Below are 25,492 nucleotides of genomic sequence, written 5' to 3'. Positions count from 1 at the left end.
GAAATTGCTTGTTTAATCTTCATAAGTTCAAGTCAAGGTTATCACCAAACTTGCGGAGGGATCATGATCATGATGATAAGAATCGAACGAGACGAATTAGGGGCTGTAGAGGTACCTGCCTATGCTTACTATGGGATTCAAACACTGCGAGCCGCCGAAGTTTATCCGACTGCCGGAACGCCCGTTCACCGAGCGTTTATCGCAGCCATGGCTAATGTTAAAATCGCGGCTGCAAAAGCAAATCTGGAAATCGGTGCGCTGCCTCAACGAATCGGCAACCTCATTGTACAGGCAGCAGAGGAGATATTGAGGGGTAAACATTCGAAGCACTTCATCGCCGATTATTCGCAAAGCGCATCCGGGGATATTCTGAACACCAATATGAATGAAGTACTGGCCAACCGCGCCCTGGAATTCCTGCTTGAAGATAAAGGAAACTATAGTGTTGTCAATCCTGAGCTGCACGCGAATTTAGGTCAGACGTCAAACGGGGTCATGTCGGCTTCTCTTCAGATCGCAGCTTATCGGCTCACACAGGATTTAATCAAGTCCTTGCAGGATTTGATAACCGAATTATTGTACAAAAAGGAACCCCTCGACCAGCTCCACACGCCAGAAATTTCTATGTATCATTCCGGTGCTCCGCTATGGTTCAGCCGCCAATTCGAGGATTATGGCGAGTGCATTCAAAGCGATATGACACGACTGGACAAAGCCGTCTCGCAGATGAATATCATCTGCTTGAATTCGGCAGCCATGGGCAGACAGCCTGATCATCATTCCGGATTTAACGAGAGAGCTACCTCCCATTTACAAGAGCTAACCCAAATCGAGCTGTTTCCTTCCAAGAGCGGGGAACCATCTTATCATGTTGTTGTTGAGCTCTCTTCCGCACTAAAAGGCCTGGCTGTTAACCTGTCCAAGTTATGCAGCGACATTCGCCTCGGTGCTTCGTTGGAGCAGATCGATATCCATCCGGCCAACGGCATCGTACACGAAAAGGCCATATCCCTAAGCCAATCTGCCTTTCAGGTCATGGGACTCGATCACAGCATCAGCCTCGCAGCTGAAATCGGCATGCCGGATCGAAACGCTATCCCGCCCATTATCATCTACAATGTGATGGAGTCCTTGAGCTTGCTTATCAACGGAATCCAATCCTTCACGCTGGGTGCCAGGGGAAGCTCGAATTCTTCCAGCCCAGTCTTCCGCTAAATATTCCCTGATAGGGGTAACTACAGGGCAATTGAAATGAAATAGCGGCGCAGGAATACTCCCTGCGCCGCTTTTTTTAAAGATGAATCATAGCGCAGTGTTCCACAGAGACTAGAACCACGGAAGAAAATCGTGCTCCATTGCCCAGCATCCCTTTCGGGAGCCCCTTCAGTTCTGTTCCAAAGGCTCGGGGCCAACATGCTAAACACCCTTTATCATCTCCGCCTCCGATAGGTTGAGGATAAGATTTTCAATTCTTCACGGTACTTGGTCACCGTTCTGCGCGATAACTGTATTCCTTCTGCAAATAATAGCTCAACGATGGTCTGATCGGAGTGCGGCTTGCTCTTGTTCTCGGCATCGACAAGTTCCCTGATCCTCAGCTTTACACTGCGCGAGGATGCCCCGCTTCCGTCCGCTGTGGCTATGCTTGGTGCGAAAAAAAATTTCAAAGGAAACACTCCTTGCGGAGTAAGCACGAACTTGTCGTGAATTGCCCGGCTGACTGTGGATTCATGCATATCCAACATGCTGGAGATGGTAAGCAAATTCATCGGCCGAAGACCTCTCACACCTCTCGCCAGAAATTCCTGTTGTTCCTCCATCATCGCCGTTACTACCCTCATCAGGGTCAGCTTCCGCATCTCGATACAGCGTTCAATCCAACGCGCCGAATTAAAACAATGGTTTAAATAGGAGTCCGCTTCGGCCGTTTGCCTGATTTTGATCCACTCCCGGCATTCCTTATTCACGGAAAGCCTGGGGTGGGCATACGGATGCATTGCAACCGTCCAACCATCCCCTACACAGCGGACTACAGCATCAGGAACAATATAATGTCGTTCTGGAATGCTCATCGATAACCCCGGACGCGGATTCAGGCTGCGGATATACTGTGATGCCCTGCTCACCTGCTCCTTGCTGATTCGTAAAGAAAAGCCGATCTGATCGAAACTTCCATCGGCCAGCTGCGGTAAATACCCATCCACGATTTCTTCCGCATACGGAACAGGTTCCGGGTCCCGCGCGATTTGCAGCAGCAGGCATTCCTGCAAACTCCTGGAGCCTATTCCTGCTGGCTCCAGAGATTGCAGCTGATGAAGCGCTGCCTCCAGAAGATCATCAGAAACCTTCAACACTCCTCCGAGGTCTGACAACTCCGCATCCAGATACCCGTCATCATTAAGATTCCCCGCCAAAAAGGCAGCAACCCGGTACACATCGGTTGGAAGGGAGAGGAGACGGAGCTGATTCTGCAGCCTTGTCTCCATGGATTCTTGCGCCGACTTCACATTCCACAACGGATCTTGATCATACGCAATGCTGCCGCTGCTTGCTCCGCGTTTCTTGCGATATAGATACCCATCACGTCCAGCTTCAATCTCAAGGACCGGGTTCTCCATCGCCTGTTCCTGCAAATATTGCAAAAGCTCATAACCTGACAATGACAAAATATGAATCGACTGCTTCAATTCAGGTGTTACAGTCAGAGTCGTACGTTGATCCTGCACCAATGAATAGTTTAACAACTCATCTCCCCCTTCCTCCAGGGTCAGCTCAAACTGCATCCTACGATCTTTTTCCTCTACTATACTTAATTTGGTTTGCAATGAACATTGAATATTGAAAGTTGAATGTTACAGAAAGTCTCATTAAAACCGGTCGGAAACCAGCTTGCCTTGAGTAAACAGCAGCAGATAATCCCGGCCCCCTGCCTTGGAATCCGTACCCGACATATTGAATCCGCCGAACGGATGAGTTCCAACCAAAGCCCCTGTGCACTTGCGGTTGAAATATAAATTCCCGACGTGGTACTCACGTCTGGCTTTCTCCAGGTTAGCGCCATTGCGCGAGATGACAGCCCCTGTTAAACCATAATCGGTTCCGTTTGCAATTTGTATGGCTTCGTCAAACGACGCCGCTTTTGTGAACGCTACGACTGGTCCAAAGATCTCTTCCTGTGAAATTCGGGCATCCGCAGCCACATCTGCGAAGATGGTAGGCTCGATAAAATAGCCGTTCGAGTCACCCGTACTGCCGCCGAGCACCAAACGCCCTTCCTGCTTGCCAATTTCAATATATTCCAGGATTTTATTATATGCTTTCTCATCTATAACCGGCCCCAGATTGGCATCTGCATGTGCCGGGTTTGTCATCTTCAACTGACTCGCACGCTCCACTACCCGTTCCAGTACCGTGTCGTATACGTCTTCATGGATGATGGAGCGTGAACAAGCAGAGCACTTTTGCCCGGAGAACCCGAATGCGGACATTGTTATCATATCCGCTGCCAGATCCAGATCAGCTTCGGAATCCACAACGATGGCATCTTTGCCGCCCATCTCGGCCACGACCCGCTTGATCCACTTTTGTCCCGGATTAGCCTTGGCAGCTCGTTCATTAATTCGGAGACCGACATCCCGGGAACCAGTAAAGCTGATGAATCTTGTAAGCGGATGGTCGACCAGGTAGTCCCCTACTTCACCGCCGGGACCCGGGAGGTAATTGACAACACCGGGTGGAAGACCCACCTCTTCCAGCAAGGCCATAAATTTCGCTGCAATCACCGGCGTAGTGCTTGCCGGCTTTAGGACAACGGTATTGCCGGTAACAAGAGCTGCTGTAGTCATACCTGCCATTATGGCCAGCGGAAAATTCCAAGGCGGAATAACGACACCAACTCCAAGCGGGATATAATACAGCTCATTCTCTTCCTCGGCACTTGCCGTTAACGGCTGAGGCAGACTGAGCCGCTGCATCTCCCGTGCATAAAATTCCAGGAAATCAATGGCTTCCGCCGTTTCCACATCAGCCTCTACTCTGGTCTTTCCGGCCTCGAAGGTCATGATGGCCGAGAATTCATGCTTGCGCCGGCGCAGAATGGCTGCTGCCCGGTACAGATACCTTGCGCGTTCATTCGGATCGGTGCGCTTCCATGTCTCGAATGTCGCTGCCGCGACTTGGATCGCTTTCTCTGCAAGCTGGGCATCCGCTTGCGAGACAATGCCAATCACCTGCGAATGATTGGCCGGATTTATGGAAAGGGCTGTACGGTCCGTTGTAATTCTCTCGCCGCCAATGATGAGCGGGTACTCTTTGCCTAGTTCAGCCTCTGCTTTTTTTAGTGCCTGCTCATATAATTCGTGGTTTCTTTCTTCCTTAAAATTCACAAATGCCTCATTCTTAAACTCGGTTCTCATATCGAACAACCATCCTCTCACCATTTGTTTTAGATATCGCTTTCTCATTCAAAGATTACAAGCAATTATCGTGCCAAGTTCAAACTCCATGATATTTGGCACATTTTTTGCTTAAGAATATGTCGATTCCGTATTTTTATTACACTAATCAAGCTCTTGTAAGGAGGAGTAACCTTTGGATCGCATTGAACTTTATCGCAAAACACTGTTGTCGGTATCCGGCAACCGTTTGGTCGAGAAACTTGCCATTAAATACGGGCGGAAATTGGCAGGTAAATTTATTGCAGGCGACACACTCGCTGAGGCACTGGACGAAATTGAGCACCTGAATGGCAAGGGAATCATGGTGACGCTGGATCATTTGGGAGAAGGTATATCGCACCTAAACGAAGCTGCAGCATACCGGGAAGAATATATCAGGCTTGTGGAGGGCATCGCTGAGAGGAAAGTCAGCTCCAATGTATCGCTGAAGCCGACGCAGATGGGATTGGCCCTCGACCCGCAAGTCTGTTACGATAACATCCGCTCGATCGTACGCCAAGCTAAACAACACAATAATTTCATCCGAATTGATATGGAAGATTCTCCTTTTACCCAAGCCACGATTGATATTGTGCTCCGGCTGCATGCAGAGGGTCTGAACAATGTCGGCACCGTCATCCAGGCATATCTGCATCGCACAGTGGAAGATGTTAATCAATTGATTGATGCTAAAGTCAATCTTCGGCTTGTAAAGGGAGCCTATAATGAACCGGCATCGATTGCCTATCAGCAAATGAATGAGGTCATTGACAATTACAAACGGATCATCCAGATGCATTTGGACAGAGGCGTATATACAGCGATTGCCTCACATGATGATAGAATCATAAATTGGGTCAAAGCCTACGCCAAGGAAAATGGCATCACCGCCGATGCGTTTGAGTTCCAAATGCTCTACGGCTTGCGGATGACGGATCAGGCGGAATTAGCCAAAGAGGGCTACCGCATCCGCTGTTATATGCCTTATGGCACGATGTGGTACCCCTACTACACCCGGCGACTGGCCGAGAAACCGGCCAATCTGTGGATGGTTCTCAGCAATATGTTCAAATAATATTTACACTGAAAATCAGGCTGGGTATAATGGCCCTATTAATACAAACAAGATAAAATGTATTCATATATAGGGGGCACCGGAATGAAACATGTTTTGCCTAGTCTGGAATGCCTTATCCGTACGGATTACAGCATGATTCATCTGTCCAGCCTGTCAGAGCTTGAGAACGGTCAACACGAGGCGGCCGGAGTTCCTGTCTTCTTGGAAGACGGTCAGGGCCGTTATGGTTTGCTACAATTCGAAGCCGATGCCGAAATTCTTGATCAGCCCTGTGTAATGGATGTTGCTGCTGTAAATATAGATGAGTCTATACAAAGTATTGCGCAAGCATTCCGAGCGGCCCCTCTGGCGATTGTGGAACGTGACGGCACACCCGTTGGCTACATCTCATCAAGCGATGTGATCGAAGCTGCGCTGCAAGCGTTTCGCCATCTGGAGGCCTATTTCTCCACCACTTTGGAAACGCTTAATCCCGATGTCGCAATTACACTCATCAACGAGGAAGGCCATGTGGCTGTCTGGACATCCGGCGCGGAGCACATCTTCTCCATTCGCAGGGACGAGATTATCGGGAAGCCTGCTTCGGATTTTTTCCAAGCGGACCGTTTGCAGTCGCTCCGAACGCTCAAAACCGGCGAATCGGCGCATAAAATGCAGCATCGGCCTCGCCAGGATATGTTTGTCCTCATTAATTCCAACCCCATCACCTTAGATGATCAGATCATTGGCGCTGTAGCGGCAGAATCCGATCTGACTACACAAATGAGACTCCATCAGGAACTGATCCAGATGACAACCAAAGTCCATCATTTACAGAAGGAAGTCGCCATGCTCAGCCCTTCCAGCGACCCTTTCCAGCATATCAAAGGAACTAGCCGAACCATCAAGAATAGCATCGATACCATCCGTAAGATCAGTACAACCAAAGCGACGGTTCTCATTCAAGGAAAAAGCGGCACCGGGAAAGAGCTCTTCGCCAAAGCCATCCACGATTCCCGTGAAGGGAGCAGCGCTCCGTATATCGCCATCAACTGCGGAGCCATTCCGGCTGCCTTGTTCGAGAGTGAGTTGTTTGGCTATGAGCGGGGAGCGTTCTCGGGAGCGGATCCCAAAGGCAAAAAAGGAAAAATAGAACTCGCGAGCGGCGGTACATTGTTCCTCGATGAAATCGGGGAAATGCCGCTGGAAATGCAGGTCAAGCTGCTTCGTGTGCTGCAAGAGCGCAGTTATTTTCCTGTTGGCGGCACACAGCTGAAGCGGACCGACTGCCGTATCATCGCAGCAACCAACCGTAATCTGGAACAGATGATTGCCGAAGGCAGCTTTCGTGAGGACCTGTACTATCGACTGAACGTAGTGTCTATCGAGATTCCTTCCTTGCGTGAACGCAAAGAAGATATTTACGAATTGACGCAATCCTTTTTACATGAATTCTCGCTTATTTACGGCCGGCACATCCAGTCTATTGCTCCCGATGTGTTAGAAGATCTGCTGCGGTACGACTGGCCGGGCAATATCAGAGAATTGCGCAACACCATAGAGCGACTGGTGATATTCTCCACCGATGGTGAGATCCGGCGCGAATATTTGCCTGACAACATTTACTCTGGCGACAAACAGCTGCCCGTCCCAGCCGATGATTCCAACAATATGAACACTCCCCCCATCACCGGAGAGGCGTTTCAAGCCGCGCTCGACGATTACGAACGGAAATTGTTATCCCAGGCATTAGCAGCCGTTAACGGTAACAAGCTGAGCATGGCTAAACAACTTGGCATTTCAAGAGCTACATTGTATAACAAGCTGAAACGGCTGAATCTTTGATGATGCACTGAATTCTAATTAATTGGACACTCTTCCATCGCACTGTATAAATAGTTATACACCCTTAACTACATATAAATGTATCCACAAAAAAGCCGACCCTGATATAGGATCGGCTTTCTTCATTTCTTGTAGGGTTATTGCTCCGTTATGATTGCGGCTTTATTTTTTGCCGCTGATAATCCATATCTTGAATCTGTTAACATCCCGTTTTGTTGACAAACGTTATCCTCACATTTACAATGAATTTATCTTGATAGTCAAGATATTAGATGAATAAGGCACTTTATTTCTAACATCTCTTTTTTTGATATGCCAATCACCAGTTATATAAATCTTCCAAATCAAAGTGAGTGATGAACCTTGTCAATACTCGTTGTGTACGCAACCAAATCAGGAGCATCCGAGCAGTGTGCCAGGCTTTTATCGGAGCAGCTTCCCTATTGTAGAATTTGTGATATTGGCTCGGAGAAGCCGACAATCGATGAATTCGACAGCATTATTGTGGGGGCGGGCGTCAGAGACGGAAAGATATATAAGCCGCTTCGCGACTTTATTAAGAAGAATCATAGCGAGCTGCTAAACAAGAAGATAGGCTACTTTATTTGTAACGAGAAGCCTAGGAAAACCGAGGAAATCCTGGACGAGAATATTCCGAATGATCTCAAGAAAGCAGCCGTTTGTATGGAGTCGTTTGGCGGATATAAGGCTTATGCGGCGCCTAAAGAGAATGAGGATCCGTTAAAGGGGATTTTCGTGGACAAGATTAGAACCTTTGCAGAGAAGTTCATGATCTGAGAATCTTAATCTGAACCCGTTGCTAAACCCAAAAACCGCGAGTTATACTATACCTACTGAGGACGTGAAGAACACGCCGCTTCCATACGATGTAACCCGAATGAAGTGATCGGGCTGCATGGGTATGGGGCGGCTTTTTAATGTTTGTTTTTATTAAACAACCCAAAGGGGGTAGACCGATTCATGTCACGTTTTGATAAGCAATATGAGTCTTGGATGCAAACAAATACCCTAAATGAAAAAAATCCGCGCAGACTCGAAATCCTTCATAAAGGATTAGGTCATGGAACAATCGAATTCCTGCGCTCGATATGGTTTCCGGCGATCGGTAATTTCAATGATTTGTATCCAGAGTGGGAAGTACGTGATTTCAGTAATGGTTATCGTTATTTGGACTTGGCTTATATGCCTGGCGGGGCAAGAGGAGGAATCGAAATCCAAGGATATGGACCGCATGCCCGCGATCTTGACGTCAGAAGGTTCAAGGATTTATGCCGACGTCACTGCTTATTGGCCTTGGATGGCTGGACCTTTCTTCCGATCGCCTACCCCTCCATCGTCGACGAGCCAAAACAATGCCAGCAGCTCGTATTGTCTTTTGTCGGTCGATTTATTGCATCGGATGTCCCTGCGACCTTGACTTGGCTTGAGGCGGAAGCTGTCCGGTTTACGCGAAGGCTTCTGCGTCCGATCACCCCGTTGGAACTCGCTGATCACCTTAGGGTCAGCGACAGACACACAAGGCGCCTGTTGCATAGGCTGGTCGAGCTCCAAATACTAGACGTTGCAAGCGGGGAACGACGAGCTCGCACCTATAAACTCCGTTTATGATTAAGGGGTTATGCAGCAGTACTTTGCGGGCAGCCACATCCAGTAGCGCCACCTGTTGGTTGGTTGCCAGGCAGGGTGTGTGTTGCTCCCAGTAATCCTAGTAATCGAAACCACCATGAACCTCTGGTATCTGGGGGATCTCGAGGGTTCGGACAATCCGAGAATTTCGAGCGTTTCGAGGATTTTGAGCGTTTCGAGCATTCCGGGTACTTCGGGCATTTTTTCGGGGGCTTTAAGGATTTCTGGCATTTTGGGCATTGCGGCATTTCCTTCATTGAGGGCATTGAGGGCGCTTGCTGCTTCAAGCACTTCTGACATGTCGAGGACTTCGCTCCTCGTCAGCAGCGCTTCTTTCATGCCTCTTGTGCGGCTTCTCGTTTCGCATTGCACCTGCGTTGCCTCACGACTCTGGATGAGCCTATACTAAACTGGACACAGAATCCGTTATTATGAGAAAACTGACCTGTTTTTGAGAATTTCCGGACTCAGGATCCGTTATTTGCTTAAAACATCACTAAATATCGCCATTTTTTAAGTAATAACGGATCTGGTGTCCTCAAACTGACCATATACAACTACATGGGACGAAATAGCGGAACCTCTGTCCTCACATTTAACTGGGCAGCTCTCGCATTTGCCATTTGGCGGTTGGGGTTGACGAGTGACAGTTAGCAAAGGTTTCTGTGTTCTGTAGTCTTTGGTCTGTGCGTTAGCGGTTGGGCGTGATTGTTAGTCGTTCACCGCTGTCTTCGTCGCGTTCATTGCTCCAGCACCTTGACCATGCCGGTCGAATTCAACGCTCGCCTTATCGCATCCTTGTCTCCGCCTTTACTTATTGTTTAGTAGCTCTACTGTTTACTGTTACTGTTACTGTCACTGTTACCGTTACTGTACTGTTGACTTTTACTTCATGCTATTGGCTTGTTTACGGTTTTTGCTTGTTGTTACTGTTTGCTGTTAATGCTTACTTTTGACTCTAGAGTTACTGCTACAGTTACTATTGGCTATTCACGCTTACTGTTACTTGCTTACTGCTACTACACATACTGCTTACTGCTACTGCTACTGCTACTGCTACTGTTACTGCTCACTGCTACTGCTTACTGTCTACTGTTTACTTCTGACTGCTCACTGCTACTGCTTACTCTTTGCCGTTGGCAGCTTACTGTTAACTGTGGTCTTTGCCCGTTAGCATTAGCGTTAACCCATTACCACCGTCATCATCGCGCTTGTGTTCATGCCCTTGCCCTTGCCCGCAGCCAAATTAATTCAACCTATGAACCATTTCATACTTGTTGCCGCAGGGATCTTCAAAATAAACGGCATAATAGGTCGGACTGATCGGGAAGAACCCTGGCCCGCTGTTAATGGTTCCCCCATGCTGCTTCACAACTTCTGCGATATGATCAACTTCAGCCGGATCTTTTCCCCAGAACCCGATCAGATTGTCATTCGGTTGATGTTCGGGATCCTCCGTTATCGCAAAATAAGGAACACTTGGAAGCTCCCCTTGTGCCGCAAATACGTTCCATTGCTCGGAATGATAGGTGATGGTGAAACCCAGTTCATGCAGCAGCTTGTCATAAAACAGACTAACTTGTTCCCACGAATTCACTCGCAGGTCCATATGACTGAATCGATTCATCCTGCCACCTCCCTATGTTGTTGAATCGTTGTCAGTACCTCGTCCCAGTAACGCCTCATCACCTCTCGCATATAGACGTCTTCCAGCATTTCCTGATGAATCGCGATGGTGGTTTTACCGCTATTCGTAGATAGTACGTAGATTTGCAGCCGGGACGGGTTATCCCACGCCTTGCACTTCCATGTCAAACGCAGTTTATGATAGGGGATGACCACCGTAATCTTGCCGGACACGCCTTCCTTCGACTCATATTCATGCCCTACCCGAAACTCTATCGAAGGTACATCCCCTATCCATAGCGCCAGACCTTCCGGCGATGTGAGGAAGTCCCAAGCTTGCTCCTTCGTCATGGCCATCGTTTTTCTAACGCCGATCTGCACGCCTGCGTCTTTGGAAAATCCAACAGGAATCCGGCCCATGAGCTGTTCGTACATGACGGTGATCCATTCACCCCACTCCTCTGACACCTGATCCAACGCGCAGATATGATTTCGGATCTGTTCATGAGACCATAGCTGGTCCACTTCCTGCCCAAGTTTGGCGACCCAGTCTTCCCACGAGCGTCCCGTTGCCTGTAACACATCTTGTCTAAAAATAGCCCCTGCCACCCTAATCTCCTCCTAACGCTGCCTTATGGAATTCATTATATAACGCAAACAATGACATAGAAGGTCAGTCTTTTATCATTGGGATTGATAATATTTCAACAAGGATTCCGTAATGTCGATCATGCCTAGTTTCAATTCTTCGGGCTCCATGATTCGAATCCTCCCCCCAAATGATAGGAGATAATAGGCTACCTGGGTGTATAGCGTAAGCTCGTCCAGCCTGAATACCGCATGATCTGCTGTCCGCTCCTGCAGTGCATGACCGAGCAGCCAATGCTGACATAAATCGTCAATAGCTTGGGGGACACCTTGTATGTGCACGGAGACCCCATGCGGGTTGTTATCAGAACCCTGCTCTGCCAGCAATCCCTCCAACAAAAACTCACGGGCGGAGAACGGCTCCGGACGGACAAAGGAGTCAACGGTACAACGGATATCGCTCATACGATCGACGCGAAAGCTGCGTATTTCACCCCGCAGGTGGCAATAGCCCACCGTATACCATTTGCTCTTCCAATGGACAAGCCCATATGGATCCAGGATACGTGTATGTATGGTACCATCATACCCTGTCTTATAGTTGATCTGGAGACGGCATTGATGGTCGATGCCAGCTTCAATCGCGGCAAGCATGGACATAAGCACGGGAGCTGTAGGCGGTTGGATGACCTCGATACTATTTTCACGGCGCGTTAGACGCTCCAGCTGCTCCGGATTCGTATGCCGCTTGATTTTGGAAAGAGCTCGACTGAGTGGAGCTTCGGAAGGATAACCCGCTTCCCGTGCGAATGCAGAGGCGTGAAGAAGTGCCTTCTGTTCATCGGCATCAAAAAACAGGGGCGCAAGCTTGATAGGATCAGGGATGAAGTAACCCCCATCGCGTCCGATTTCGGAAACGATCGGCACGCCGGAAATACAGAGGGCATCGATATTCCGGTATATCGTTCGAATATGTACGTCAAGTTCCTCCGCCAGCTGTTTGGCCGTCATTCTTCTTCGTGCCTTTAAGAGCCATAGAATCGCCAGCATATTATCAGCCTTAGACATCGTATTCAGTACTCCTCCCCTTCAGGATTCATTCATTTCACTTCCATTATAAATCACAAAAAACACAGGTTCAGAAATATCTCCCATGCTGCATCTGCTGTTGATGTGCCTACTCATTCCCTGCCAGCCGAGAGAAAAGCCGACCCTCTGCTGGAGCAGCTCTTCGTTCTTATTCCTTAAACACGACTTCGTTTTATCCATGTGAACGCAGATCGCTAGAATTAGCCTCTTTGTCTCTAATCTAATAAGCTGCCTACGGTAATTAAACCTAACGACCTCCGCCGTTATCATGCTCCGCCTTGATGACAACGCTCCTCTTCATACGCCCTTCATCATCCCACTTGGCATTTTTATAACCTTTTTACATATTATGTATCTCTTGTCCTTGATATCTGAAAAAATATTGGATAGGATTATACCTAAAAAACCAAAAACTCGTAAAGGGTGATGATGAAAGAGATTGGATGGTCCTGCCGTTGACGATGGACGAATCATTCTTGCAGGAGGCATGATATGAAAATTCACAACGCGATTCCATGGCGTGGAAACAAGCTGGAGCTGAAGAACGTCACTGCTTCCAACATCGCGGGTGCGATGATTTATACGAACCATACCACCTACACATTATATTCCGACTACACCATGTCCGGCGTGGCTGGAGGTCTATATGCTTCCGGCTCCAAAACCGCATCTGCTGCCAGTCCATCCTCCTTTGTTGAGATGACGTGGAACGGTGAAGGCGGAGATACTTACGGATTCTAAAAAGAATTGGCAGGCCCCCCGGGGATTCGTCCTCAGGTGGCCTGTCGTTAGACTAACTTAACAACCCGGCAGCGGTCATCCTCATTCATGCGGATCGGTGATTTCGCTTGACCCGCATAGGGAGAGCGCTTCCTGAATGGTCTCGTATACGATAGCCTTGGCCCTCTGTCCGGAGGTCAGCCTTCTTGTCCCTTGCCCTGCCCATAATGACATATAGTCCGGATTATTTTGGCGGTTGGCGGCGTTTCTAATATCGCGGGTCACCGTATTCTGCACGGGAAACGGAAGCGGCTCTAAAGCAGTGGCATCCCAACGCCTGATAAAGGCATTGCGTATTCCTCTGGCTGGCCGTCCCGAGAACGCTTGGGTAATGACTGTGCTCTCTTCCGTGCTCTCCAGCAGAGCCTGCTTGTAAACCTCATGCGCCCCCGATTCCAGTGCCGTCAAAAATCGCGTCCCCATCTGGACGCCTTGCGCTCCAAGAACAAGCGAGGCAACAAGCCCGCGTCCATCCATAACGCCTCCCGCAGCAATAACCGGTATCTTCACCTGATCCACAATTTGCGGTACCAGGGAAAATGTCCCGATATTCGCACCCATCGGGTGCTCTGTCAGATCAAACGTTCCTCGATGTCCACCTGCATCGCTGCCTTGGGCAACAATGGCATCACAGCCCGCTTGCTCCGCCATCAACGCTTCGTTTACCGTCGTTACCATCGTAACCACCAGCAGGTTTGCCGCTTTTGCCTGCCGCATGAGAGGTTCAGGCAGAATGCCGAATGCAGTGCTGATGACAGGCACCTTCTCTTCAAGCAGAACCGTGAATTGCTTCTCAAACCAATCGGCAGCTGCCACTTGATCCGCACCCGCTTGAGGAATGCCCAGCGTTTCCCGCATCCGGTTCAGCTCATGCTGGACTTCTCCGATTCGATCCAAGTTATCCGAAGCCTGAGTGGCAGTAGAAGCAAAGAGATTCACGGCAAAGGGCTTATCCGTCAGCTTGCGGATATCCTGAATGCTTTGACGAATGGCGGCCGGCTCCATATAGGCTGCGCCCAGCGTTCCAAGCCCGCCTGCATCCGATACGGCGGCAACCAGATCAGCCGTTGACGGCCCTCCGGCCATTCCAGCCAGAAAGACCGGGTAGCGGATTCCGAACCGTTGGCATAACTCCGTGTATAGCTGCATATTCATGATTCCCTCCTTCGTTGTTACAGCTATTATCCTATGAAGACACAACAACTTCCATCGTAAAAAAACCGCTGAACACAATGATCTGTGTTGAGCGGTTTTTTCAAGTTTAGGACATTTTCACCAAGCTGTAGTTTTTCTTTCCTTTGCGGATGATGATGAAACGCCCGCCGATCGCTTGATCAGCCGTAACCTCATGTTCCAGGTCGCTGACGCGCTCGCCGTTCATGGAGATTGCGCCTTTCGTGATGTCCTCGCGGGCTTGCCGCTTGGAAGGCTCGATGCCCAGATCCACGAGCCAGTCAACGATATTCTTCGGCTCCTGCGTCGCTTCAAATGTTGGCATCTCCTTGAAGCCCTGCTCGATCTCTTCGGCCGTAAGCGATTGGATATCACCCGTAAACAGGGCTGCGGTAATGCGCTTGGCTTGCTCCAGCATTTCCTCGCCGTGCACGAATTTCGTCATTTCCTCTGCCAGCATTTTTTGTGCTTCGCGTTTATGCGGCTCGCTCTGAACCTTCTCGGCCAACTCGTCGATTTGCTCTTTACTCAAGAACGTAAAGTACTTCAAATATTTCACGACGTCACGGTCATCGGTGTTCGCCCAGAATTGGTAGAACTCAAATGGCGTGGTTTTGTTCGGATCCAGCCATATCGCGCCACCGGCGGTTTTGCCGAATTTCGTGCCGTCGGCTTTCAGCATCAGCGGAATCGTGAGACCGAATGCTTTCGCCTCGGAGCCTTCTTTTTTCCGGATCAGATCAAGACCGCTTGTAATGTTGCCCCATTGGTCCGAGCCGCCGATTTGCAGCTGCACGTCTTCATGCTGGAACAGATGCAGGTAGTCCACGGACTGCAGAATCTGATAAGTGAATTCCGTGAAGGAAATGCCGCTGTCGAGGCGGCTCGCCACAACGTCCTTCGCCAGCATGGAGTTGATGCTGAAGTTTTTGCCGAAATCTCGTAAAAATTCGATAATGCTAATCTTATGCGTCCAGTCGTAGTTGTTGACCATGCGAATTTGATTATCGCCTTCCGTCACAAAGAGCTTTTTCATTTGCCCGGTCAGTGCATCCACGTTGGCCTGAACCTGCTCCAGCGTTTGCAGCGAGCGCTCGGTTTGACGTCCGCTTGGATCCCCGATAGTGCCGGTTGCGCCACCGATCAGAATGACCGGGCGATGACCGGCAAGCTGGAAACGCTTCAGCATAATAAAGGGAATCAGATGGCCGATATGCATGCTGTCGCCCGTTGGGTCTACGCCGCAGTATAGCGAGATTGATTTCTCATTCGTAAGCTCCCGGAGGCCTTCGGCATCCGTCTGTTGGTTGATGGCATCGCGCCATTCAAGTTCATCGATAATATTCACAGCATTAACACCCCTTCAATTCATTAATATCCTTATTACGAAACGTCCATCCTCGTTGAAAAAAACAAAAAATCGCCCCTTGTCTGTTATAGACATAGGGACGATTAATAACCGTGTTACCACCCAGATTGCACAATTGGACCGCCAGCTGCTGCTGCTGCGCGCCGTTCATGCCGCTCATCAGGCGAGATATCGTTCGCCATTTCCGCTCGGCATTACCCGAGATACTCCAGAGTGTAATTCGCCAGCTTGGTGTGTACCGGGTTCCATCAACCCCCGGCTTTCTAGAACAGGGACCAAGCTGCTACTGGGCTCTTTCAACGCATGTCGTTTATAAGATTACAGACAGTATAGTGAAATAATAAATCGATGTCAACCAACGTTCGCATAGGTAGTCTTATACAGGCGGCAAACCTAAATGAAGGTCCGGTTGTTCAACTGCTGCTCTTACGTGCGGCGCATATATGCACGTACCGTAATCGGAGCAAAGATAGCTACAATGACGGCAGCGCCGATCAGCGAAATCGCGAGATCCCATCCGACAATCCCGGAGTTGGTCAGATCCCGCACAGCCGTAACCAGATGCGAGATCGGATTGATGTTCACAAACCACTGCAGCCAGCCCGGCATGGTATCTACCGGAACGAACGCATTGGAGAGAAACGTGAGCGGGAACAGCACAATCATGGATATGCCCTGTACGCTTGAGGCCGTACGCGCAATGACACCGAAGAAAGCAAATATCCAACTGATTGCCCATGAACACAAAATTACCAGCAGCGCCGCGAGAGCAACGTAGCCAAGGCCCCCTTCGGGACGGTACCCCATAACATATCCCATGCTAAAGGTAAGCACCGTTGCTATGGTGTACCTGACGGTATCTGCCAGCAGGGCTCCGGCAAGCGGAGCAATCCGCGCAATAGGCAGCGACTTGAATCGGTCGAACACCCCTTTATCCATATCCTCGCGCAGTTGAACCCCGGTCACAACGGAGGTCGTAATCACGGTCTGAACGAGGATCCCCGGAATGATGACAGGCAAATAACTCAATACGTCGCCAGAGATCGCACCGCCAAAAATATAGGTAAACATCAAGGTGAAAATAATAGGCTGGAGCGTTACGTCGAACAATTGCTCGGGCGTGCGCCGAATCTTCAGCAGCCCCCGGTAGGCCATCGTCAATGAGTTTCGCAGCGTCTGACCGAGACTTGTGTGGTTTTTCAGCTGCCGCTCCTTAGCTGGCTTAATCATTGTGCTGCTCATACGGTTGTCACCTCTGTTTTATTGGATTCACGGGACGCTTGAGACGTCTCCTCTTGCACGCCATGACCGGTAATCGTCAGGAATACCTCATCCAGGGTCGGCTTCTGCACACTCATCTCGGACAAGCCAATTCCCGCCGAGCGAAGCTCGATCAACAGGTCTGCAACAAGGTCCGCACTCTCCATCGGCGCCGTAATCTTTCCAGCTTCCGGTGACACATTGACATGGACTTTCAGCACCCGTTCCACGGTATGACGAGCCCTGTCAATGTCCAGCGGGTTTTGGACCGTCAGATGCAGCGACGAAGTCCCCACTGACATTTTCAGCTCATCTCCCGTACCTTCGGCCACCACCCGGCCGTAATCGATGACGGCGATTCGGTCAGCCAGCTGATCAGCCTCCTCCAGATACTGCGTCGTGAGCAGTACAGTTGATCCGGTATTCACCAGCCTGCGGATCGTATCCCACATCTGTGAACGCGTGCGCGGGTCCAGCCCCGTTGTCGGTTCATCCAGAAAAATGAGCGGCGGCTGGGCAATGAGGCTTGCCGCCAGGTCCAGCCTGCGGCGCATGCCGCCGGAGAAATTTTTGAGCGGCCGCTTCGCCGCCTCCGTCAATCCGAATTCCTCCAGCAATTCTTCGGACTTGCGCCGTGCCTCTGTACGGCCCAGTCCCAGCAAGCGTGAGAAGATGATCAGATTCTCGGTGGCGCTGAGCGACTCGTCAACCGATGCGTATTGGCCGGTCACCCCGATTAATTGACGAACGATCTGGGATTCCGCAAGCACATCGTGCCCGAAGATTCGGGCGGAACCTGCATCCGGCCGCAGCAGGGTCGCCAGCATCCGAATGGTGGTTGTCTTGCCTGCACCATTCGGTCCAAGCACGCCGTAAATCGTGCCTGCGCGCACCTGCAAATTCACACCGTCTACTGCACGATTGCTGCCAAAGGTTTTGACAAGTCCATGTGCTTCAACAGCGAGGTCTCCATTGTTCGGTTCCATTCTCTTTCTGTATACATGCTCCACTTCTATTTCCTCCAATCCATTATTGATGATATGGGGATCGTAACACCCGTATTTAAACGGAATGTAAACCGTAAAATAAAATGGGCTCTTTTACGCGCCGCACACGAACCGTTCCTCTCCGCCGCTATGCTGTGCTGTGCAAAGGCAAACGTCAGACATAAGCAAAAAACCGTTTCTTGGTTAAATGGAGGCACGTCCTGCCCATTTACGAAAGAAACGGTTCTTTTGTTATTTTGATGAGGTGAGGTCTTCGTCAAGCGAGCGAACTGCTCTAGGAGACAACCGGATCTTCCTCATCCTGATCCATCGTATATTTAATCTGCATCATAATATTTTGTTCATGATCGCCAAACTGACGGCCGAACAAATTCAGTCCGCCTTGATTTACGGCATCGGGTTTGATGCCGATACGCAGGCGCATTTTGGGGCTCTCGTTAATCCTAAGATGATCTAATGTAACATCGGACACTTTATCCATATCAAGGGTCGTCTTTTCGTGGTCCACTCGCCATGTTTTGAGAAAGCCGTATTGCGTAGCCCAATCATACCACCAATTCGGATTCAGTTTGCCGCGGCGGTCCCCGAAATCACCTGGACTTGTCCACATTCCAATCTCCACGCCGTTTACCCATACCGAAATATTGGACGGCCAATTATGATCATAATTCGGCGCTTCGGAACACATTTCCATGGACAGTCCAAGCGATTCAATGCGAGCTCCGGCCGGAATATCCATCGGCAGTAAATACTCCAGATACCCCTTGCGCAGCCAGATGATCTGGGCGTTCACATGCTTGGGGTGGTAAAAGCTCGCAGGCTCGTCTTCCTTAATGATATAACCGTCCGCATTAGCCATTCCGCAGGTGGGAGATACCTCGCAATCGCTGTAATGACCGATCGGCATCTCGACTTCATAAACATGCGTTACTCCCTTGGGCACCGAATTCTTCAAGTTCAGGGCAATGTGAATATCGTCGTAATTCCGGCTGCAGACCTTCATGGCCCCGCGGGAAGCCGGCAGCAGTTCAGTATTGATTAACTCAGCGGCTTCCAGCACTTTGATGTTGCTGGCTACTGTAGAGACCGGAAGTTTAAGCTTCTCGGCAATCTCGATAATATTTAAATTTTTGGAATTCAGGAGCCTTAGAATATCAACCCGTGAACGCGTTGACAAGGCATGGGATACCGTGACGAGTCTTTCCGGGTCGTTAAAGCCAAGTTCCAGCACAAATCTGCTCTCCTTTAAACTAAACATATTCATTACAATTATCTTACTTCTTAACGTGACGAAAAACAATCAAACTTGCAAAGGCTTACATCGTTGATCTATCATCATTTTGCCGTTCGTTAGCTCTTCGAAGGAGTAGGGGAGAACGCCTCCTTGCTTAGCCAGAAAAGGCCTCCGGGAGAACCGGAAGCCATCCATGGTCAAGCGAACACCACTATTTTTTCGGTTCCATCTGTCATGCACAGTGTGCTAATTCGCTGGCTTGATGTCAAAAAAATCGATTTCTCCGTAGCCTTCGCCTTTAGAAAAACGGATCTGGTTCACGCCGGCCTTAAGCTGAACTCGCGCCGTGGACAATCCCCAGTTCTCCCAGCCTTTATTCGTGATGTGAAACCTGCTCGGCACGCCTGAATTTACGCTTAACAGAAGATTGGACCAGTTCCCCCCGGCTGTGCCGTTTGCTGTCCGGGCGAGCAGAATATATTCGCCAGCCGATGCGGCATGAACGGAAAATTCCACATAACTCTCCGGCGTGTCGATATGTCCCGCCTTAAGTCCTCCCGAGCCGTTGGGGCTTCCGGATGCATAGGCGACACCGCCGAACGCTCCCACTTCCCCTTCGTAACGGGTGTGAGCGGCTTCGCCTGAAGGCAAGGTTATCGGCGCATTCGGATTCGCCGGAACACCAAGATTCGGGGTATTGTCCGCATGCCATGTGAATTTCTGCATTCGAACCTCACGATTCCACCCGGCATTATGATATTTAGCGACGTGGTAGAGCATCCAATCCTCCGTGCCATCCGGCGACTTCGTGAATGAATGGTGGCCCGGTCCGTACAGCCCGTTACCCGACTTGAATATCGGTTGGCTGCGTTTGTTCCAGGATGCCGGGTTCAACAAATCGCTGGTCGTGCTGGCTGTGATCAATCCTAGACAATAGTCATTGGTCCAGCTCCCGCTGGCCGAGTACACCAGGCTAATGACGCCATTTTGGATAATCACCTGGGGACCTTCGTTTACGTGCGGGGAGTGATTCGTCTCCCACTGATAAGTAGGCCTTGCAATCTCCACCCGATCCGAGCTGATGGTCCACGGATTACTCATGCGTGCGATATACAGATTCTGCCGCACATTGGTGTCCCCTTCCCAGCCGGACCAGATAAAGTACAGCTGACCGCCTGCTTGCAGCACCGTGCCGTCAATGGCCCACTTGTTGGTGTGGTCCGTAATCTGACCTTTATACTGCCAGGTTCCCTGTGTCGGATCTGCCGATGTATTCTCCATCACATACATACGGTGATTGACATTGTCCCCGTCGTCCTTCGCGTAGTAGATGTACCAAGCGCCGTTGATGTAATGCAGCTCGGGAGCCCATATCCCGCAGCAGCCTGTGTTTACAACCGTAGTGGGAGCTGCATCCATCGCCGTCAGCTGGGCTGACTTCCAGATCGTAACGTCACCGCCGGTCGTTTTCGTAAAATAGTAGTAACCGTCGGTATGTTTATAAACCCAAGGATCCGCTCCATCCTGCATGACAACGTTGTAGAAGTTGTTTTGGCTTGAGACGGCATGGGTCACCTGCCCCATAGGAAAAATAAGAAGTGCGCACACTGCGAGCAGCCATTTATTCCGAATGTCTACCTTCATTACCGGTCACGTCCTTTTTGGATAATGTAACAACATGCACTTGGGCATCCAAGATTCCGGCCTGTACAGAGCAGTCATGGGACAGCGGCTTCAATCTTCAATGGCGGCCTTACGCAAATTTATGCTTCGTATCAGATCAGGATCGAATTTCGGCTTCCTGTCGTAGGTATACAGCCCGTTCACTTCCTGCTCGACATCGTATAGCTGGGTGTAACAAAATCCGAACATCCGCGGATGATCGAGCAAGACATTAGTCAAACCCGCATAACGCGTAAGAAAATCTTCTTCAGATGTCGGACGATTCCCGTATCCCCAGGACTTCTCATCTTGCTGCTCCGGATTCCACCAGATGCCGCCATATTCACTGATGAAATAAGGCTGCCCCTCATACTGCTGCCGGTTCGGAAAGCTGTTGTACACCTCACCGCCATCCTTCATCGGCTCATATCTCTCCTTAAATGTCTGCGGGTTCTGATCATAATCATGAATGTCGAATATATCCGTCACGACATGGAAGTTGCCACTCGTATCAATGACCGGACGCGTCGGATCGATTTTTTTGGATACCTCGTATACAATGCGCAGCACTTCGTTATTTTGTTTGGCACCGTCCCGATCCCAAGTTTCGTTAAAAGGACACCAGCCGATAAGGGCAGGATGATTGAAATCACGCTCCATCCCTTCGAGCCATTCCGGCAGGAAATGGGACAGCCCCTCGGTTGTTGTGATGTCCAGTCCCCAATTTGCATGCTCTCCCCATACCAGATAACCTAACCGGTCGGCCCAATACAAGAAGCGCGGTTCGAATATCTTCTCATGCAGCCTCGCGCCGTTAAAGCCAAGGCCCATCGATATTTCGATGTCGTTGCGAAGAGCCTCGTCGCTTGGAGCCGTATAGATGCCGTCCGGGTAAAAGCCCTGATCCAGCACCAGACGCTGAAATATGGATCTGCCGTTGATCCGAAACGCCATGCCGTCCAGCCTAACGCTTCTGAGTCCGAAATAAGTTTGCACCGTATCACCTGTTTTACCTTGCTCCTGCAGGGATAACTCCAGATCGTACAATCTGCCCTGACCAACCTCCCATAAGTGAACTTCCTCCAACGGAAGGGTGAGCTTGACGGACGGTCCGGATACCAAAGCGCTGGCATCCCCTACAGCCTTACCGTCATAGAGAGCGGCAGCAGTGAGTTTGCCCCCCAATGCCTTTCCGACCACCGTCACTTCAAGGTGTACGCAAGCATTATCAGGGTCTGCCACCACTTTCATGTCAGACAAATAGGCTTCCGGCACATGCTCCAGCCATACCGTCTGCCAGATGCCTGTGGTGCGCGTGTAATCACAGCCATGGGAGTCGTAGCGCTCGCTCTGCTTGCCTCGCGGCTGACGTCCGGAACGGACATCGTCCTCCGCATATACGGTAATCACATTCGCGCCCGGTGTCATCTGAGGGCTGATATCAAAGCTGAACGGGGTATATCCTCCGCGATGGGTACCTATGGATACACCGTTCACCCATACTTCCGTTTCATAATCGACCGCCCCGAAATGAAGCAGTGTTCTGCCCTTCCAGCTCTCAGGCACGGTAAACTCCCGTTTATACCAGACGCCAGCCATAAAATCCTTATATTCAACGCCAGACAGCTTGCTCTCCGGGCAAAAAGGGACCGTGATCGTTCCGGAGAGCTCGTGTCCGATTTCTTGGTAACCGCGTTCTTTTCCACTCCGGCCATGATCGATTTCGAATTGCCATGGACCGTTCAGGTTGATCCAATCGGGTCTTACCCATTGGGGTCTCGGGTATTCGGGACGCGGAACTGTAGTGTGGGTCATGGTTGAACTCCTTTTAACGTTAAATTTGTCTGTATAGTATCTATTGCCATGGGGCTGAAGGTGGGCAATGCCTCAGCTTTTCCTAACGTACAGCCTGCTGGTCTCCTCCCATATCTCATGTGGATCCAGACTGAAACACCCGACTTCCTCCCCTGGCATGTCCATATTGGGCGCATTGACCAGATTAATCTGCGGTTCAGGGCAGAAGAAACCCTCCGTCGCTTCATTATTCCAGATCATCCACTGCTTGTAAGAGGTACCCACGTCGTACACCAACGTCAATTGGGCAACCTCATCAGTAAGCTCCATTCGGTTCCTTCCATTCTGGGCGGCGGCGGTATAGTGATTGTCCATACGCTCGAAGAACGGATAGACGCCGTCGCCTTGCATCGCTTCCTCACTCGCGGACAATGGCTGATGGGCGCCGGTGGGCAGCATGGATTCACCGAGCTCCCACCGCTTACCAAGGGTCAGCTTCATCCGGTAATCCCGGGCATCGCCTCCCTCCACGAAAGGCGCATTAATGGACGTATGAAATGCAAGCAGGCACGGCATGGATGCTGTCCCCGTATTGGTTATCGTGACGCGCTGGGATAACCCTTGATCGCTTAAGCTGTACCGCAGCTGAATATGAAACGGGAACGGAAAGGCTTCGTATACCGGATGCCGTTCATCCACATGGACAGATACCGTCACATAAGCCTCCTGCTTGGAGTGCCCGTAGTCATCAAGCTCCCATGGAATATTGTACAAGAAGCCATGAAGATGATGACCGGTTGCCTCCTCGTTGACGGGAAGGTGATGGATCTTGCCGTTCCACCGGAAATTGCCTTGCTCATAGCGGTTCGGGGGAAACAGCACCGGTATGCCGTGAATCATCGGTCTTTCCCTGAATGCCGCCATTTCCTCCGGTGCCGGTTCATGCAGAAACCGGCACCCCTTCTCCAGGTCCCGGAACGAAATCAGATTCCCCCCGATTCCCGGAAGCATGACTGCTTCATAAGCTCCTGCCCTTAAATAAACCGCGCTCTCGTCATGGTATACACCCTCATAGGCATTCGTTCGGTCCATTTCTTCTTCATCTCCCCCGATTAGGTTCCCATCATAATCTTACGGATGGTCTCAAGCGGTGCTTTCGGCTTGCGGTCATACGTCAGCAGTCCATTGATCTCCTGCTCAACATCCGTTAGCTGTGTGTAGCAATATCCCTGAACCACAGGTGACGAGAACATTGGATCAACCACCGCCTTCAGCCGGGCCAAGAAATCCTCTTCATTCTCTGCGCCGGAATAACCCCAGCCATCCCACTCACTCTTCTTGAAGGCAATGCCGCCGAACTCCGATACGAATATCGGCTGTCCTTGATAGCTGGCTCCGCCGACAAAGATCCTCCGGTTAGCCGGCATTGCCTGCACCGCAGACGCGGCTGTTGCATACCGCTCCTCCAGCACCTCCTGACGGCTCTCATAGTCATGGATCGTGACCAGATCGGTGGTCATATGCTCCCATCCGTCGTTATAAACGACGGGTCTGCTATCATCCAGCGATTTAGTCAAATGGTACATCGCCAGTCCGTGCTGCTGCTGGCGCCGATCCATCTGGACATTCGGAATGCCCCAGCTCTCGTTCAGCGGAACCCACGTGATGATGCACGGATGATTGTAATCCCGCTCCATAATCTCCTGCCACTCCGCCGTGAACCGGCGGACATACGCTTCGGAGTATTCATACGCGTTAGCTGCCTCACTCCATAACAGCAGGCCGAGTCGATCACACCAGTACAGGAAGCGGGGGTCCTCACTCTTCTGATGTTTTCGCACGCCGTTAAAGCCCATTTCCTTCGCCAGTTCCACATCGCGTTTTAACGCCTCATCCGACGGCGCCGTCAGGATGCCCTCTGGAAAATATCCCTGGTCCAGCACCAGCCTCTGAAAGTAAGGGCGATTATTCAGGCACAGTTTGCCATCCTCGATGGATACCTTGCGCATGCCAAAATAACTCGATACCTGATCCACCACGGCTTCGGCTTGAAGGAGGCGAAACTCGATATCATACAGGTTCGGATGCTCCGGGCTCCACAGCCGCCCCAATCCATGATCTGTGAAATCGCTCAGACCGATGGTCCGAAGCTGCTCCGCATTTTGAATCGCATATTGATCCTCCGCGACAAGCTCTCCCTGAAACCTTACGGTAATCTGCAGCTTGATCTCCTCCACAGACTTAACTCCCTCTATAAACGTCCGGATGCGGATTTCATTTCGATCAATATCAGGTGTCATCATCGTCTTGCTCAGATGTACAGGGGATACCGGCTCGATCCATACACTTTGCCAGATGCCGGTCGTGCGGGTGTAGAATATGCTTGCGGAATGCTCAAGCCAATACTGCTTGCCGCGCGGCAAGGTGACATCCCGGCTGAAATCCTCGGCTCGAACGATGACGGTGTTGCTTCCTGCCGCCAGCGCAGCCGTAATGTCTGCCTGGAACGGCGTATGACCGCCCTCATGCACCGCCACCATATGCCCGTTCACCCATACTTTGGCCGCATAATCCACGGCGCCAAAATGAAGCACGATCCGTTTACCATGCCAATCCGGCGGAATCTCGAACGTTCTACGGTACCACACGACATCGTGAAAAGCCGGATCGTCGATGCCGCTCAGCTTGCTTTGAAACGTAAACGGGACCGTTATTTTTCGTGTAAAAGATTGTTTGGCATTCCCCAGAAACCATTGCTCATCCTCACCGATGCCAAGATCATCAAATCCGAAATCCCATTCTCCATTAAGGCTCAGCCATTCCTTGCGTTGAAACTGGGGTCTTGGATATTCGCTGCGCAAACCTGTTTGTGTCTCGCTAACTGCTGTCGTCAAGATGTGACTCACTCCTGTTCGATTCATCTCT

At 50.5% G+C, this 25,492-nt stretch carries 21 protein-coding genes; 6 read left to right on the top strand and 15 right to left on the bottom strand.

Annotated elements, in window-relative coordinates; translation table 11 throughout:
• Nucleotides 1-69: 69 nt before the first annotated feature.
• Nucleotides 70-1,215, top strand: coding sequence for a lyase family protein (locus WDY75_RS08910; RefSeq protein WP_063480321.1), 1,146 nt, complete (start codon nt 70-72; stop codon nt 1,213-1,215).
• A gap of 215 nt (nt 1,216-1,430) precedes the next feature.
• Here the strand turns inward: WDY75_RS08910 and rpoN are convergent, their stop codons facing one another.
• The gene (gene rpoN, locus WDY75_RS08905) at nt 1,431-2,783 is read right to left on the bottom strand and encodes an RNA polymerase factor sigma-54 (RefSeq protein ID WP_063480322.1); all 1,353 of its coding nucleotides are present in this window, start codon (nt 2,781-2,783) and stop codon (nt 1,431-1,433) included.
• 84 nt (nt 2,784-2,867) lie between these two features.
• Nucleotides 2,868-4,415: an L-glutamate gamma-semialdehyde dehydrogenase gene (gene pruA / locus WDY75_RS08900; RefSeq protein WP_063480323.1), complete on the bottom strand. Its 1,548-nt coding sequence runs from the start codon at nt 4,413-4,415 to the stop codon at nt 2,868-2,870.
• Between the two features lie 175 nt (nt 4,416-4,590).
• Between pruA and WDY75_RS08895 the strand changes: the two genes are divergently transcribed.
• The 4 genes from WDY75_RS08895 to WDY75_RS08880 all read left to right on the top strand — a co-directional run bounded on the left by WDY75_RS08895 (nt 4,591) and on the right by WDY75_RS08880 (nt 8,967).
• Nucleotides 4,591-5,511, top strand: a complete 921-nt coding sequence (locus WDY75_RS08895; protein WP_063480324.1) for a proline dehydrogenase family protein — start codon at nt 4,591-4,593, stop codon at nt 5,509-5,511.
• Between the two features lie 84 nt (nt 5,512-5,595).
• Nucleotides 5,596-7,338, top strand: a complete 1,743-nt coding sequence (locus WDY75_RS08890; protein WP_063480325.1) for a sigma 54-interacting transcriptional regulator — start codon at nt 5,596-5,598, stop codon at nt 7,336-7,338.
• Nucleotides 7,339-7,701: 363 nt separating this feature from the next.
• The gene (locus WDY75_RS08885; protein WP_063480326.1) at nt 7,702-8,136 is read left to right on the top strand and encodes a flavodoxin domain-containing protein; all 435 of its coding nucleotides are present in this window, start codon (nt 7,702-7,704) and stop codon (nt 8,134-8,136) included.
• Nucleotides 8,137-8,319: 183 nt separating this feature from the next.
• Nucleotides 8,320-8,967, top strand: a complete 648-nt coding sequence (locus tag WDY75_RS08880; protein WP_063480327.1) for a hypothetical protein — start codon at nt 8,320-8,322, stop codon at nt 8,965-8,967.
• On the opposite strand, the gene WDY75_RS08875 is transcribed toward WDY75_RS08880, so the two are convergent.
• The 4 genes from WDY75_RS08875 to WDY75_RS08860 form a co-directional block, all read right to left on the bottom strand.
• Nucleotides 8,968-9,324, bottom strand: coding sequence for a hypothetical protein (locus WDY75_RS08875; RefSeq protein WP_063480328.1), 357 nt, complete (start codon nt 9,322-9,324; stop codon nt 8,968-8,970).
• Between the two features lie 907 nt (nt 9,325-10,231).
• Nucleotides 10,232-10,612, bottom strand: a complete 381-nt coding sequence (locus WDY75_RS08870) for a VOC family protein (RefSeq protein ID WP_063480329.1) — start codon at nt 10,610-10,612, stop codon at nt 10,232-10,234.
• Entirely contained in the window at nt 10,609-11,220 is a 612-nt protein-coding gene (locus tag WDY75_RS08865) for an SRPBCC domain-containing protein (RefSeq protein ID WP_063480330.1), read from the bottom strand. Before WDY75_RS08865 ends, WDY75_RS08870 begins: the two co-directional genes overlap by 4 nt.
• Before the next feature lie 75 nt (nt 11,221-11,295).
• Nucleotides 11,296-12,267, bottom strand: coding sequence for a helix-turn-helix transcriptional regulator (locus tag WDY75_RS08860; protein ID WP_063480331.1), 972 nt, complete (start codon nt 12,265-12,267; stop codon nt 11,296-11,298).
• 513 nt (nt 12,268-12,780) lie between these two features.
• Here WDY75_RS08860 and WDY75_RS08855 point away from each other — a divergent pair.
• Complete coding sequence (locus WDY75_RS08855) at nt 12,781-13,029, top strand: hypothetical protein (RefSeq protein WP_063480333.1); 249 nt, start codon at nt 12,781-12,783, stop codon at nt 13,027-13,029.
• Between the two features lie 81 nt (nt 13,030-13,110).
• Here the strand turns inward: WDY75_RS08855 and WDY75_RS08850 are convergent, their stop codons facing one another.
• From WDY75_RS08850 to WDY75_RS08810, 9 genes are all read right to left on the bottom strand, one after another.
• Nucleotides 13,111-14,223 (bottom strand): NAD(P)H-dependent flavin oxidoreductase, encoded by a 1,113-nt coding sequence (locus tag WDY75_RS08850; RefSeq protein ID WP_063480334.1) that lies wholly within the window; start codon nt 14,221-14,223, stop codon nt 13,111-13,113.
• Nucleotides 14,224-14,329: 106 nt separating this feature from the next.
• Nucleotides 14,330-15,589: a tyrosine--tRNA ligase gene (gene tyrS / locus WDY75_RS08845; RefSeq protein ID WP_036643250.1), complete on the bottom strand. Its 1,260-nt coding sequence runs from the start codon at nt 15,587-15,589 to the stop codon at nt 14,330-14,332.
• Between the two features lie 447 nt (nt 15,590-16,036).
• Nucleotides 16,037-16,852 (bottom strand): tetracycline efflux ABC transporter Tet(58) subunit B, encoded by an 816-nt coding sequence (gene tetB(58) / locus WDY75_RS08840; RefSeq protein WP_006211984.1) that lies wholly within the window; start codon nt 16,850-16,852, stop codon nt 16,037-16,039.
• Nucleotides 16,849-17,880 (bottom strand): ATP-binding cassette domain-containing protein, encoded by a 1,032-nt coding sequence (locus WDY75_RS08835; protein WP_063480335.1) that lies wholly within the window; start codon nt 17,878-17,880, stop codon nt 16,849-16,851. The genes tetB(58) and WDY75_RS08835 overlap by 4 nt, the downstream gene beginning before the upstream one ends.
• A gap of 271 nt (nt 17,881-18,151) precedes the next feature.
• Complete coding sequence (locus WDY75_RS08830; RefSeq protein ID WP_063480336.1) at nt 18,152-19,108, bottom strand: ArsR/SmtB family transcription factor; 957 nt, start codon at nt 19,106-19,108, stop codon at nt 18,152-18,154.
• Between the two features lie 249 nt (nt 19,109-19,357).
• Nucleotides 19,358-20,755, bottom strand: a complete 1,398-nt coding sequence (locus WDY75_RS08825) for a family 43 glycosylhydrolase (RefSeq protein ID WP_063480337.1) — start codon at nt 20,753-20,755, stop codon at nt 19,358-19,360.
• Nucleotides 20,756-20,845: 90 nt separating this feature from the next.
• On the bottom strand, nt 20,846-22,588 hold the full coding sequence (locus WDY75_RS08820) for a glycoside hydrolase family 2 protein (protein ID WP_063480338.1): 1,743 nt from the start codon (nt 22,586-22,588) through the stop codon (nt 20,846-20,848).
• Nucleotides 22,589-22,660: 72 nt separating this feature from the next.
• A complete protein-coding gene (locus WDY75_RS08815; protein ID WP_063480339.1) occupies nt 22,661-23,659 on the bottom strand; it encodes an aldose 1-epimerase in 999 nt (332 codons plus the stop codon).
• A 20-nt stretch (nt 23,660-23,679) separates the two neighbouring features.
• Nucleotides 23,680-25,461: a sugar-binding domain-containing protein gene (locus WDY75_RS08810; protein WP_338842111.1), complete on the bottom strand. Its 1,782-nt coding sequence runs from the start codon at nt 25,459-25,461 to the stop codon at nt 23,680-23,682.
• Nucleotides 25,462-25,492 lie beyond the last annotated feature (31 nt).

Source organism: Paenibacillus glucanolyticus, assembly GCF_037333485.1.
GTDB classification, from domain to species: Bacteria; Bacillota; Bacilli; order Paenibacillales; family Paenibacillaceae; genus Paenibacillus_AQ; species Paenibacillus_AQ glucanolyticus.
The sequence above is the reverse complement of the archived record's forward strand: the minus strand, read 5'-3'. Positions and strand labels throughout refer to the sequence as shown.

What these genes read in the sequence shown, in the direction of transcription:
- WDY75_RS08910 (WP_063480321.1), top strand. Translation starts at nt 70, where the DNA reads ATGATGATAAGAATCGAACGAGACGAATTAGGGGCTGTAGAGGTACCT.
- rpoN (WP_063480322.1), bottom strand. Translation starts at nt 2,783, where the DNA reads ATGCAGTTTGAGCTGACCCTGGAGGAAGGGGGAGATGAGTTGTTAAAC.
- pruA (WP_063480323.1), bottom strand. Translation starts at nt 4,415, where the DNA reads ATGAGAACCGAGTTTAAGAATGAGGCATTTGTGAATTTTAAGGAAGAA.
- WDY75_RS08890 (WP_063480325.1), top strand. Translation starts at nt 5,596, where the DNA reads ATGAAACATGTTTTGCCTAGTCTGGAATGCCTTATCCGTACGGATTAC.
- WDY75_RS08880 (WP_063480327.1), top strand. Translation starts at nt 8,320, where the DNA reads ATGTCACGTTTTGATAAGCAATATGAGTCTTGGATGCAAACAAATACC.
- WDY75_RS08875 (WP_063480328.1), bottom strand. Translation starts at nt 9,324, where the DNA reads ATGAAAGAAGCGCTGCTGACGAGGAGCGAAGTCCTCGACATGTCAGAA.
- WDY75_RS08870 (WP_063480329.1), bottom strand. Translation starts at nt 10,612, where the DNA reads ATGAATCGATTCAGTCATATGGACCTGCGAGTGAATTCGTGGGAACAA.
- WDY75_RS08860 (WP_063480331.1), bottom strand. Translation starts at nt 12,267, where the DNA reads ATGTCTAAGGCTGATAATATGCTGGCGATTCTATGGCTCTTAAAGGCA.
- WDY75_RS08855 (WP_063480333.1), top strand. Translation starts at nt 12,781, where the DNA reads ATGAAAATTCACAACGCGATTCCATGGCGTGGAAACAAGCTGGAGCTG.
- WDY75_RS08850 (WP_063480334.1), bottom strand. Translation starts at nt 14,223, where the DNA reads ATGAATATGCAGCTATACACGGAGTTATGCCAACGGTTCGGAATCCGC.
- WDY75_RS08825 (WP_063480337.1), bottom strand. Translation starts at nt 20,755, where the DNA reads ATGAAGGTAGACATTCGGAATAAATGGCTGCTCGCAGTGTGCGCACTT.
- WDY75_RS08820 (WP_063480338.1), bottom strand. Translation starts at nt 22,588, where the DNA reads ATGACCCACACTACAGTTCCGCGTCCCGAATACCCGAGACCCCAATGG.
- WDY75_RS08815 (WP_063480339.1), bottom strand. Translation starts at nt 23,659, where the DNA reads ATGGACCGAACGAATGCCTATGAGGGTGTATACCATGACGAGAGCGCG.